Annotated in this window: 8 protein-coding genes; 1 reads left to right on the top strand and 7 read right to left on the bottom strand. The window is 48.6% G+C overall.

Annotation, left to right across the window (positions count from 1 at the left end; translation table 11 throughout):
* Position 1 precedes the first annotated feature (1 nt).
* The gene (locus I2F54_RS10470) at positions 2-352 is read left to right on the top strand and encodes a PqqD family protein (RefSeq protein WP_195501143.1); all 351 of its coding nucleotides are present in this window, start codon (positions 2-4) and stop codon (positions 350-352) included.
* Between the two features lie 56 nt (positions 353-408).
* Here the strand turns inward: I2F54_RS10470 and I2F54_RS10465 are convergent, their stop codons facing one another.
* From I2F54_RS10465 to I2F54_RS10435, 7 genes are all read right to left on the bottom strand, one after another.
* Complete coding sequence (locus I2F54_RS10465) at positions 409-1,461, bottom strand: DUF4831 family protein (protein WP_118047540.1); 1,053 nt, start codon at positions 1,459-1,461, stop codon at positions 409-411.
* A gap of 86 nt (positions 1,462-1,547) precedes the next feature.
* A complete protein-coding gene (locus I2F54_RS10460) occupies positions 1,548-2,666 on the bottom strand; it encodes a lactonase family protein (RefSeq protein WP_195501142.1) in 1,119 nt (372 codons plus the stop codon).
* Between the two features lie 103 nt (positions 2,667-2,769).
* Entirely contained in the window at positions 2,770-5,604 is a 2,835-nt protein-coding gene (locus I2F54_RS10455; protein WP_195501141.1) for a glycoside hydrolase family 3 N-terminal domain-containing protein, read from the bottom strand.
* A gap of 400 nt (positions 5,605-6,004) precedes the next feature.
* A complete protein-coding gene (locus I2F54_RS10450; protein ID WP_229097166.1) occupies positions 6,005-7,708 on the bottom strand; it encodes a fimbrillin family protein in 1,704 nt (567 codons plus the stop codon).
* Positions 7,709-7,750: 42 nt separating this feature from the next.
* Positions 7,751-9,334, bottom strand: coding sequence for a glycoside hydrolase family 32 protein (locus tag I2F54_RS10445; protein ID WP_195501139.1), 1,584 nt, complete (start codon positions 9,332-9,334; stop codon positions 7,751-7,753).
* A 13-nt stretch (positions 9,335-9,347) separates the two neighbouring features.
* Positions 9,348-10,754: a DUF4960 domain-containing protein gene (locus I2F54_RS10440; protein WP_229097165.1), complete on the bottom strand. Its 1,407-nt coding sequence runs from the start codon at positions 10,752-10,754 to the stop codon at positions 9,348-9,350.
* A gap of 49 nt (positions 10,755-10,803) precedes the next feature.
* Positions 10,804-12,549, bottom strand: a complete 1,746-nt coding sequence (locus tag I2F54_RS10435) for a RagB/SusD family nutrient uptake outer membrane protein (RefSeq protein WP_195501137.1) — start codon at positions 12,547-12,549, stop codon at positions 10,804-10,806.
* Positions 12,550-12,555 lie beyond the last annotated feature (6 nt).

Genomic DNA, 12,555 nt, shown 5'->3' with positions numbered 1-12,555 from the left:
AATGTCAGATACAAAAGGAAAAGTAAACCTGTTGGATACTGTCCCCGTTCAGTGCGGACATATTACGACCGGATGGGAAGGGGAGTACGCGGTACTTTCCTTTCCCCGGTTTAAGTATGACTGGATGAGATGTTTCTTGTTGCCGAAAAGTATGTCGGCCGATATCCGTGTGAAGCTGGAAGAACATGGTACTGCCGTATGGAGTTTGATAGACGGAAAACGGACAGTGCAAGAGATAATCTCTCTGCTTACCGAACATTTCCAAAATGAAGATAACTATCCTTCCCGTGTCACTGCTTACATTATGCAGTTGCAGAAGGATGGGTTTGTTCAGTTGAGAGTTAAAAGTTGAAAGTTAGCTGCGCTATGATGCCGCATGCTAACTTTCAACTCTTGACTTTCAACTCTCTAATTGTTTTCTCTGTCTACCTTTATCAGCCCGCCTGTGGCTGTATCGAACAGTACTTTTACAGTGGAGTTTTTATTGAACAATACAGGCGCAAGGTATTCTATGGTACCGAATTGCGTGATAGGCAGTTCGCCGTCGAATAATTTTTTGTTGTTACCTGTTAATGTAATGTGGGCGCGTCCCGGAACGTTGTAGGCCACTCCGTCCACTTTCTTCTTACCGTCGTCTTCGGGAATGGCGGGAGTTTTCAAGTCGGTTATGGAGATATAATACGGCTCGCCTGCCAAATCATCAGAGGCTACTACACCCAGTCGTTTGGAGAAGCGGAAAGCTACTTCATTGTCCATTTCCTTCGGAGTCAGACGGATTGTAAATGTTTGGGGCTCTTCTTTCAGAGTACCGGAGAACATTTCCGTCATGGCGCGTTCTTGCAGGTTCAGGTTGTCAAGCATGATTTTGAGCTGTGCGCCATCCTGCGGCATATTGTCGGCTTCACCGCGAAGAAGGGCGTTTTTGCTTTCACGGATGTTGTAGATTTCTTTGGCTACCAACTCCGCCATTTTAGCTCTGGAACTTGCCATGAGTATCTCTTCCGTAAGGAATTTACGCGGGTCTATAATCTCTTGCGCGGTGGCGGTTATTTTGGTTGCCGGTACCGTACGGCCGCTGAGCGGCATGTTGATGGAACGTACGATACCGTCTTCGGTAAGCTCCATTAGCGGGGCTACGGTTTTGTCTTTCAGCTTGACGAAGTAAACATTATCTTTATCGGGCACTCCGGTTACACGGGTCTGCAACTTGTCGATGGTCCAATAGATATCCGGGTCGGCAGATACGTTGTTCATGCGCAGGTAACGGTCTGCATATTTACAGAACTCTCCGGGCATGTACGTATGTTTGGTAGCTTCCACTACAATCTCTATTTCGGTTTTGGGCAGGAGATAAGTTACACCGTAATCCTTACCGCGCATTATGCCGGTGGTGACATCCGTTTGGGCATAGGTACTTGTGGCTATGAAAAGCCCGGCAAGCCATATCATCTTTTTCTTCATACTTCTCTATCGGTTTATAGCTATAATTTTTAATAACAAAGTTAACGAAGTTCTTTGTTCTTGGAAATTCATTTACGAAAGATTAACTAATTGTGAAATGGCGGGATGAACTGTACACAGACCGGTTTATCGATAAGAATATCTTGCTGTGTGTCTTTTAGCAATCCGTTTTCGGTGTCGCGTTCGTATACTTGGATGACATTGCTGTCTCTGCAAGCCGCCAGCAGGTATTTGCCGTTGGGCGTGATATTGAAATGGCGCGGATGGATGCCGGTAGGCTGGTATCCCGCACGGGTTAATGTTCCGTTTACGGTATCTACCGCGAAGATGGCTATACCGTCTCCTTCCAGGCGATTGCTGGCATAGAGGAATTTGCCGTCGGGACTTAAATGGATGTCCGCACTTCCCCGGGCTTGCAGCGAGTCGGCTGCGATACTCTGTATCTGCTCCAGTTTGCCGTCGGTATAACCGAAGGCGATTACTTTACCGGACAGTTCATTGATGAGATAAGCGAACTTACCGTTCGGGCTGAATGTGAGGTGGCGCGGGCCGGAGTCGGGAGCGATATCGATCGTTTCACCGGGCAGGCGGGAGATGTTGCCTTCGGAGCTTAATGTAAAGCGCAGAATACGGTCGGCACTGAAATCGGTGGCGAATATATACTTCCCGTCCGGTGAGAACAGGGCGCAATGGATGTGCGGTACGATTTGGCGAATGGTGTCCGGGCCGTTGGCCGTACCTTTAAAGAGCGCTTCCGCAGGTGATAGCGTACCGTCCTTGCGCAACCGGAATACAGACATGTTTCCGCCGCTGTAATTGGCGGTCAGCACTTCTTTGCCGTTCGTGGATACGTAACAGGGAGCCGCTCCCGGAGTACGTTCGCTGTTCAGCAGGCGGAGATTGCCCGTTTGCTTATCAAAGGCAAGGGCATTGACGGCTGCCGTGCTGTCATTCATCTCGCTTACGGCATAAATGAATTTACCGTCTTCCGATGGCGTGAGGTAGGACGGGTTGGATAGCTCCACCGAGCCGAGCGGCGTGGCCGTACCCGTCTTTTGGTTGAAACGGAAAGAATAGATACCTTTACTTGTTCCGTCGGTGTATGTACCTATCAACATGGAAAGTTCATCTTCACCGCCGTTGACGGTCTTTTGAGGCGTGCAGGCCGCCATACTTAATCCGAGCATACAATAAAGAAGTTTCATTGGAGTTATAAGTTATGAGTTATAAGTTATTTGTTTATTTCCAGCTCCCGAAAGGAAAAAGTACAAGCGAATAACTTATAACTCATAACTTATAACTTGTATTTTATTCTTTCAGCACTACTTCCGCTATTCCTACGCGGTCGTCATTCAGCACGATGCGCAGGTCGCTGGCGGTAGTTCCCTTGAACGAGTAGGGGATGAGCTGCTCATATTGGCTGACAGTACCTGAATAAACCGTCAGGAATTGCCCGCCACCGCCCGAGAGCTGTATTTCAAACTCTGCTGGCAGCTTATTATCGCGTTTGAAGGCGATAGATACTTCGTCTACTTTAGCACCGTTCTTTAGAGCAAAGGTAATATAATCTCCCTTATTACCTTGCCAAACGGTGCTGATTTTTCCGTCGAGCACGTTCGGGGCATTTTCCATATCGGTACTGGCCGTTACGGGGCTGACGGGCTTTTGGCTTTCAAGGGCATGCAGACGGCTCCGGTAGTCTTCTACGGTAAGTATGCCATTCAGCCGGATGTCCTCGGAAGATGCGCCAGCCATGATGGCGAACTCGCCCGGTTCCACTATCCACTTCATATCGGCATTCAGTAGTTCGAGGTGCTTGCGGTCGAGCGTGAAAGTAACCTCTTTGGTTTCTCCCGGTTTCAAACGGATGCGTTCAAAGCCGGCAAGATTCTTTTCGTAGGTGGTAATGCTGCTCAATATATCGCGGGTGTAGAGTTGTACCACTTCATCACCGGCACGTTTGCCGGTATTCGTCACTTTTAGGCGTACGGTGGCTTTTTGGTCGGGCGTGATTACTTTGGGACTGATTTCGAGGTCGGAATACTCAAAAGTGGTATAGCTCAGACCGTAGCCGAAGGGATAAAGCGCGCCGTTGATGCGCGACATATTGCCGTCCGCTCCCGGATTCTTGCCACCGTCAATCTGTGAAGCCGGTTTGCAGGGGAAGTTGAACGGTATTTGTCCGACTGTTTTAGGGAAAGTAACTGTCAGCTTGCCGCCGGGGTTGTAGTCGCCGAAGAGAATGTCGGCTACTGCCGTACCGCCTTTGGACCCCGGATACCAGGCCTCGAGAATGGCGGGGACAAACTTGTCAGCCCAGTTTACGGATAGCGGACGGCCGTTTATCAGTACCAGTACCACAGGTTTGCCCGTGGCTTGTATGGCTTGAAGCAATTTCAATTGGCGTCCCGGTAATTCCAGGCTTGTACGTGATTTGTTCTCGCCGCAGGTACGCTGACCGCCGCCCAGTACTACTACCGCCACATCAGCTTGGCGGGCATTGGCAGCGGCACGGTCTATTTCGGCCTGTTCGTCGGGGGTAAGCGGATATTCTATGATTTCGCTTTCCGGCCAATGGGCGTCTACGAGGTCGCAACCTTTGGTATAAAGCACTTCGGCCTTACCTTGCGCTTTTTCGCGGATACCTTCGAGGACGGTAGTCACCTCTACTGCAAGCGGGCCGTAGTGTGTCAGAGCATAGCCTTCCTCATCGGCGTTCGGGCCGCAGACGGCAATCTTCTTTATCTTATCGATACTCAGCGGCAGTGTGTTATCTGCATTTTTCAGTAATACGACGGACTCGCGGGATGCTTGCAGGGCAACGGCTTCATTGGCCGCCTTTTCCACTTCGTTATCAGCTCCGGCAAGGTCTGTTTGGTAGGGAGAGTCGAACAGTCCGATAAGGAACTTTACCCGAAGGATGTCGCGCACACGGTCGTTGATGACTTCTTCGCTCAGCCCGCCTTCCTTTACGAGTTCGCGCAGCGGAAGCACGAACGAGTCGGGCGAGCGGAATGTACAACGTATGTTGAGGCCTGCCTCCACACTTTGGCGTACGGCCTCTTTCATGTCTTTGGCGGTGTTGTGCTTGGTATAGAGATACTCCACGGCATCGCTGTCCGACACTACATATCCCCGGAAGCCCATTTCCTGGCGCAGGCGGGTTGTCAGCCAGTAGTAGCTGCCCTGAACGGGGATACCGTCGTAGTCGTTATAGGAGCTCATGATACCCAGTAGTCCGGCTTCACGGATTACCCGCTTGAAAGGGTAGATATGGATGTTTTCCACTTCGCGCGGCGACATTTGCGGATCGACGCGCGACATGCCTTCACGTGCTCCCTTATTGTTGCTGTAGGCGGCAAAATGTTTGGCAGTGGCGGCTACTTGGTGATTATGTTGCAGTCCGCGTACCATTTCGATACCCAGTTCGGCAACGAGATAGGGAGATTCACCGTAGACTTCCTCATAACGTCCCCAGCGCTGGTCGCGGCCTACATCGAGGATGGGGGCGTAGACGTTGGTGTAGCCCAGCATACGGGCTTCCCGTCCGGTGATAAGTCCGACTTGGCGGATTAGCTCACGGTTCCATGTATGTCCTAAGCCCAGTTGGGTGGGGAAGTTGGTGGCTTTGTAACTTTCCACGCCACGGATGCCTTCATTGGTGAAGTCTACGGGGATGCCGAGGCGGGTATCTTCAACGAAGAAACGTTGTACTTCATTCAACGCCCAGGCGTGGCGTGAGGCAGGCCAGACGTTTTCATTGTCCGAGGGGGGAAGCCCCCATTGCTGGAAACCGTTCAGATGCTCGTCGATGGCTCCGATACCGTCTTTCCAAAGCATCTGTTTCCATTCGGGAGTGGGAAGGTCGTCTTTCAGTACCCGTTTGTAGCCGTAGAGGGTAACCATCTGGCAGGTTTTTTCTTCGAGTGTCATCTGTTGCAAAAGGTTTTCGATGCGGTCGTCGAGTGTTGCGGCGGGATCTTCGTATATGTCTTTAACACCGTTTTTGTTGAAATCTATCCAACCCTTGCGGTACATTTCGCTTTTTACCGGTTTGTAGTGTGCCGGTACTTTTGTAGTTTTCTGTGCAGACAGTAATGTGCCACTGCCTAATAACAAGGTAGCTACAATTAATTTTTTCATGGTATGGTATGTTTTTTATAGTTTTCTTCGGGTGTCAAAGATAATGAGTTTTAGAGACAGGAAAGGATAAAATTGTCCGAAGTACGGGTATTTATTGTACATACTGTATCGGGATAGGATGATAGCTGCGGATAATGGCGTTTGTGCCTTTGACTGATAGATTATATGGTTGATATCTCTTCGTTGATTGAGTCAGTGTCTCTCTGTCATAAGGTGATTTATGATTAAAAGGCTTATAATATCATATTATAAGCCTTTTAATATAGTATTATGAGCCTTTTAATAGTCTCTCGGTCGTGAGGTTATTATGGCTTTGATAGAAACCTTGTTCTATTTAGGGGTATCATTACAGGTAATCACAAATAATGTATATTTAAAATATTATTGTTTGCGGTTGTTGCTATTTGTTGTTGGATTGGCTGATTAAGTAATCAAGGATGTTTTCTGTAAGTTTGTACAGGGAGTTAGTTTGTTGGCTTCCGTCATTGGTCACTCCATTCCATTCAAAAGCAGGGTCACCTGTGGCAATTACACATCCATGGGTATCTGTTGTTTTGAACTCAGCCATTGTTGCACTAAAATCACTGTCTTTTATCAATCGGATAGCATTTGCATCTGTTAACCAGGCGTCTAATTCATTCTGACTATTAAACTTCCATTGTCTCATTCTTTTATTGGAAGTATAGTTTTTGGGATGTAGATTTACATGTCCTTCTTCGTCTAATCCTACATTTTTGAAGATGTCATGTGCAGTTATTGTAACGTTGATACCTGCTTCATAGTCTAATGTCACAGGATTATTATCGTCTTCCCAGTTGTCATTAGGTACATTCTTTTCCGCTACGATGCCCCATACTACAAGGTTGTACATCGCTTCTCGAGAAGCAAAAATATTACCACCGTCTTTATAATATTTACCAATGGCTTGGTTCATATTATTATCTTCTGTATTGATGTAATCGAAGTGTGTCCAAATCATTTTGTATGAACTCAAATCAATGTTTTCATTTACATCATTCATGGATAAGTACTCTACATCATACTTGTCCGTACTTACTAACCAATTATAAGCGGCTCCTGCTTCTGCATCAAAAGAGCCTGTATCTTCTGCATTGCTTATAAATGCAATCTTTGTTTTACCCGGTTCATTCTCATTCCACCCCTTTATCGTATTATTATCAATAGTAATGGTAGCATGGATTGTAGCATCTTTTACCTCCGCGTTAATGGTGTATGAGTTGTTTGGTTCGAACTTTTTATTGTCGGGCAGAGTGAATGATGTCTTTAGATTATCATTTTCATCACCAATCCGTAAGTCGAGAGATTCGGCGTTCTGCGGGTAAATGATGCGGATGATTTCCATTTCCGTGCCGTTTGTGGAGTTGAAAGTTCCGATAGACCAATTATTTACTACATTACTACCATTGGCTCTTGCGATACCGGAATTTGTATCAAATGTGCCTTCGTGTATTAAACCGCCTAATATAATGTTCTTGCCATTGATGTCCGTATTATCGGTTACCTTAATCTTCACTCGGATACGTGCCATCCTGTGTTGGAATTCTAAGTTTATTTGGGGGCTTTCACTCCCCTCTATGTAGCTTATTTCACCGGTTTTAGCAAATAAGAAATCGATATTCTTTTGCGGTGCTTCCGTATTCGTGCTAGCTTCAATAATACTGTTTTCGGTAGTGGCAGTATGCGGATAATACGCTGTGAAAACCATTTTATTCTCTGAGGTATAGGCTATCTCGTCTTGTTCTGTTCCAGCCCAAGAGAATGTGGTAGACTCTCCGTCTGCATCCGCTTTGTATTGTACGTTTGTATATTTAGGAGTGGATGTTGTTCCTACTATTTCAGAAGCCGATATGCCTACAAGGTCACCTATTTCCCACTCACTGTTTGTCGTTACGCGAGTAGTGATACCTGCCGAGAAGTCCACAGCCACGGGTTGTGCCAGTTGCTTGCCCTCACCTTGGCCGAGAATATCGTCTTCGTCGTCATTGCTGCATGCCGTAAAGGTCAATGTCAGTGTTGTAAAGGTCAACGCCAAAAGCCTGAAGGCTAACTTTGATGAAATAAGAGTAGATAGTTTTGTTTTCATGATATTTGTTCTTTTTAGTATTGGTATTCTTTTGTTTTCCATTTAGTAGCAGCTCACTTTTATGTCGCTCACCTGTATGCTGCCCGCATAAGAGTCTAACGACCAGCAATTTTTCTGTATGCCGTAGATGCGGTTGGTGTATGCCACGTTTTCGTTGATATAGACGGTACATACGGAATTGTCCGTGCAGATGGTGACATGATAAATATTATCGGCGGGAACGGGAAATTTGTAGCTGTCTATTCCTGCGATGAATCCCATGCCTTCCTTCCCTTTCTGCTCGAAGTTGATTTTGCGGTTGCTGTTGTTGTCTTCCGGATTGATGATAAGGGAGTAGTATTTCCCGGAGTCTGTGCCGCGTACCAGGGAAATACCGAATACATCTTCGTTGCTTGAGGCTGTTACGGTAAATGTAAGCTTGTTGTGTACGTTCAGGCGGTTGAAAAGTACGTAGGCATCACCGCTGAGCGTATAGTTGCCGTTACTCTCGGCTACACCGGTTTCACTTTGCGCCATTACTTTCAGTACGGCGTTGTCGGTGTACTTGTTCAGAATTCCGTCTACATATCCTAATGAGAGCGTGCCGTCTTCGTGCTGGATAATCTTATGCATCACAAGATTACCCGCCCACTCGGGTTCGGCAGGAGCAGCGCCGACAGCCGTATTGTCATTGCCGGCACGGGTGGGACACCAGCCCCAAATGTAACGGTCGGTTCCGTTGCTTGCCGTTTTTCCGGCATAGAAGGCACGGGAGTCGAGCACACCCTCTTTGTTGTCGGGGAAAGTAGGTGCGGCGGTCATTCGTTTCAGTTCGTCCAGCGTGCCGCCTTTGAAGTAGCATACCTTGCGCGATACGGCATTTTGGTCGGAATATACGAGGTACCACCAGTCGCCCATCTTGAATACATCGGCACATTCGTAGAAGCGGTCGGCGCCCCAGTGCATCGGCATGAATACGCCCGCGTGTTCCCATGTTTTCAAGTCGGTGGAAGTGTACTCGGCGAGCACTCCTATACCGTCTTTCTTAGTGGATACGATCATGTGATACTTGCCACTCTCGCTCTCGAAGATGAAAGGGTCGCGGAAGTCTTTCCGGCTGTAACCGTCATTGCTGCCGGGCAGGAAGAAAGTACGGTCTTTGCTCCACGTCTTGAAATCGGTGGAAGTGGCCCGCATCACGACTTCGGTGTCGGCTGTGTGTCCGGTGTAATAGGTATAATATAGCTTATTGGCTTCATCATAGAACGTACAGCCTGTACCTAAGGCCGCGTCGAGCTCCTCTTCCGTTCCGGTGGGGATAAGTTCACCCAATGAGGTGTAACTGCCGCCGTCTTTGGTACTTACCGCCCAAAACGGGTGGTAAGTGGTCTGATTGGGGCGGTACTCCTGTAAGTACATTATTTTGAAGTCGCCGGCTTGCGGGTCGTAGAACGGCATGGGGTCGCCCACGTAGCCCAGTTGCGGTTTGTAGTAAGTGCCGAACATGTTTTCGTCGGTCGGCTCGAAATAAGTTGCGGTGTTGTCCCAGTCCTTTTGGGTGAGCACGGGAGCGTTATCGTCGTTGCAACTGCCGAGGGTTGTACCCAGCAGCGCGGCGTATGCAAGTGTGTATATCATTGTTTTCATTGTATGTCAGTCTTTATTTACCGGTTAGATAATCGATTGCATTTTTCGTGAACTTGGCTACATTGCCGTGGTATGGGTCTTTGGATGTGTCGATGCCTTCCGAATACCAGTCGTAGCAACCGGAACCGATGCAGAAGACGCCGCCCTTGCCGCCGTCGGCCGGATATTCCCAAACCACGATAGCTCCGTCGCCACCGTAACCTAAGGCTTGGCCGCCATGTTTCCGAGACCAGTCGGCCTCATCGTTGTAATCTCCCCAAGGGTTCGCTCCATCTTGCGAGCGTAAATGCCATTGAGCGGTAGTGTTGGTGATTCCGTAGCCCTTACCGCAGGTATATACGGCATTACCCTCGTGTATACCTTGATAGGCAGGGTGATTTTCATGTCCTTGTATAAAGAAACTCCACGGCTCTGCGGTGATTTCGGGTTCGGCTTCCGTGTGTCCGAGCCAGCAGTTGTTGGGATTCTTATTGTCTTTGGCCGCTCCCAGATTGACGGCGTAGAAAGTGGCGTATCGTGTCAATAACAAGTTCATGCCCTGCTCATAACGTGTTTTAATCACACCGGCAGCAGACAAGGCGGCCGGAGCAGCCGTTTCGAACTTGTTCATATCATCGATGGTGGCGTCTGCATGGAAATGCCACCACAACACCTTACATTCACTTAAATCCGCGTTGCCTGACGCTATGTCGCTGAAAGAAACATATTGCGCGTCTTTCACATTGAACAGCATCCACGTCGCCGCTTCTTTCTCTTCGGGGTTCAGTCCTTCGATGGTGGAAGCGAGGCCTGCATAAACCGCTGCCGGCTTGCCTGCGGGTGTGAGTACCTTTACGGTATAGACAGCCGATGCCATATTGTTGGATACGATGAAGTCTACCGGACGGCTGAAATCCATGGCGGTTCCTCCGGCAGGGGCTACGATGGCTCCTTCGGTGGCGGTGTAGGTGGGGACGAGCTTCGTTATATCGGCGGAAGCCGGTACCTGAACCAGAATGTTCTGGTTTTGCTGGTCGATGATGCCGTTATACATATCATTCAGTTGGAATGTCAGAATCCGCGCTTCATCGTATCTCGTTTGGATGACGTATTGCTGGAATACGTTGCCATTGGCTACTTTTACAGTCTGTGTCATGTTCAGATTCAGTACATCTCCCTGCTTGAGGGTCGCCTCGGCGCCTGCCGGCAGTTGTATGTCGGTCACTGTCATTGCCGCCATATCGTAGTCTTCCGGCAGGGTGATGGTGATAGTCTCTTTTTGAGGGTCGATGACGCCGGAGTAGTTGTCTAGCGCAAAGGATTTGATGGCGGTGTCTTCGTTCAGTCTGAGCGCGCTGCTGTTGTCATCGCTGCATCCCGTAGCCGATAATAGAATGGCTGTGAGGAAAGACAGGTTAAATATATTCAGGATTGATTTCATTCTTTTCTGTTTTTGAAGGTAAAACGATGTTTCCATTCCCGCAGAGGAGTTACCAGTTGCCGCAGTTCTGTACATATCTTCCGTTGCTGGCACTGATTTGCGCAAACGGTATGGGCAGGTACTCGTTTTTGTTTTTGGTAAACGAGGCGTTGGAGTAGATACTGCAATCGGCTGCTTCTTCGGCATAGTACTTGTTCAGTACTTCGGCCGCTTCACCCCAGCGTACGAGGTCGAAGAAGCGGTCGCACTCCATGGCAAGTTCCACACGACGCTCGAACTTCAGCATTTTCAAGGCGTCAGTTTGGCTGTATGTACCGTTGTAAGGCTCTACCTTAATCTTTACGCCATAGTCCTCGGCATAATTCTTTATCACACTGGTACTTGCGGTAACGCTCTGACCGGCACGGCTACGTACTTCGTTTATCAGGCTTACGGCTTCTTCGATCCGGCCGTCGTTCAGCTGAATCAGAGCTTCGGCACGCATCAGCAATACATCGGCATAGCGCAGTACGATGTGGTTCATAGGCGTGCCCCAATAACTACCTTTCACCAGATAACCGCCGTCGGGGTCTACGTTCTGTTTCAGGGTGACGTTATAGCCGTACAGACCGCCGCTACGGCTCCATGTATTGTTTTTCTTCATCATGTATTTGGTGTTGAATTCGTAAGGAAACTCCGGCATACCTACCGTGAGGAACAGACGCGGGTCGGCGTTGTCCTCGGTCTTGTCGTAGTTCTTGGTGTTGAAGCTGTCGAATAACGGATGTCCGCCGGCATCGGTACGGAAAGCGTTTACCAAGTTCTGACTGGGTTTGTAGAAGTCGTTACCGCCGTCTGTCACACCCGGAATATTGGGTACAATCAAACCGTTGGACCAGTTACAGTTACCGTTCTTTGTTCCGTCGTTCATGGAGTATTGCATGGCCCACAGAGATTCCACGCCGTTTTCATATTCCGGTTCAGGACGGAAGTTGTTGTGAAAATCCGGTTCCAGACCATAGCCGCCTGCGCTCATGATGCTCTTGTCCGTGTATTTCACCACTTGAAGAAGGTCTTCCGCATTAATGGAAGTTACTTCGTTGGTGGCATCGTCGTCCTGACGGTATGCTTTGTACAGATATGTTTTTGCCAGATAAGCCGCAGCGGCAGCACGGGTAGGGCGTCCTTTGTCCTCTTGGGTAACCGGCAGGTTCTTGTAGGCGAACTCAAAGTCTCCGGCTATCTCCGCCCAGCTCTCGTCGTTGGTATAGACATCGTTGGACAAGTTGTTATAACCTTCCTGATCCAGCGTCTCATCATTGGCTATGACTATCTTCTTGAAAAGCTGTTTCAGCAGGAAATGTCCGTGTCCGCGCAGGAAACGCATTTCCGCGATACGCTGCTGCTTTTCCGGATAGGTGGTTTCGTCCATCCCGTTCAGAGATTTTAAAGCCATGTTTACGCGTGAGATGCTGTTGTATAACCGTTGCCAGATGTCGCTGATGTTCCATGCGGTAGTCATGATACCTTGCGAGGTTTCCAACGCGTGAAACACATCGCCGTCTTCCGTACCGTTGCCGCCTTTGTAAGCGTCATCCGAGCGGACATCGTAGTTCCATAAGGAGAAAGAGGAGTTGATATCCTCGGCGCTGATCCATACGGCGTATGCCGAAATCACCAGGTTGTCTATATAAGCCGGGTCTTGCAGTTGTTCTTCGTCCACACTTCCCTGCGGTGTCTGGCTTTCCAGGAAGTCGGAGCATCCGGTGCATATCCATGCGAGTCCGAAGATAAGGGTATATACTAAATTCTTCATGGTTTT

Source organism: Bacteroides clarus (assembly GCF_015555825.1).
Lineage (GTDB): Bacteria > Bacteroidota > Bacteroidia > Bacteroidales > Bacteroidaceae > Bacteroides > Bacteroides clarus.
Note: the sequence above shows the minus strand (reverse complement) of the source record. Positions and strands in the feature narration are given on the sequence as shown.

Excerpts from the sequence above, each read along its gene's own strand:
- I2F54_RS10470 (WP_195501143.1), top strand. The coding sequence starts at position 2 with ATGTCAGATACAAAAGGAAAAGTAAACCTGTTGGATACTGTCCCCGTT.
- I2F54_RS10465 (WP_118047540.1), bottom strand. The coding sequence starts at position 1,461 with ATGAAGAAAAAGATGATATGGCTTGCCGGGCTTTTCATAGCCACAAGT.
- I2F54_RS10460 (WP_195501142.1), bottom strand. The coding sequence starts at position 2,666 with ATGAAACTTCTTTATTGTATGCTCGGATTAAGTATGGCGGCCTGCACG.
- I2F54_RS10455 (WP_195501141.1), bottom strand. The coding sequence starts at position 5,604 with ATGAAAAAATTAATTGTAGCTACCTTGTTATTAGGCAGTGGCACATTA.
- I2F54_RS10450 (WP_229097166.1), bottom strand. The coding sequence starts at position 7,708 with ATGAAAACAAAACTATCTACTCTTATTTCATCAAAGTTAGCCTTCAGG.
- I2F54_RS10445 (WP_195501139.1), bottom strand. The coding sequence starts at position 9,334 with ATGAAAACAATGATATACACACTTGCATACGCCGCGCTGCTGGGTACA.
- I2F54_RS10440 (WP_229097165.1), bottom strand. The coding sequence starts at position 10,754 with ATGAAATCAATCCTGAATATATTTAACCTGTCTTTCCTCACAGCCATT.
- I2F54_RS10435 (WP_195501137.1), bottom strand. The coding sequence starts at position 12,549 with ATGAAGAATTTAGTATATACCCTTATCTTCGGACTCGCATGGATATGC.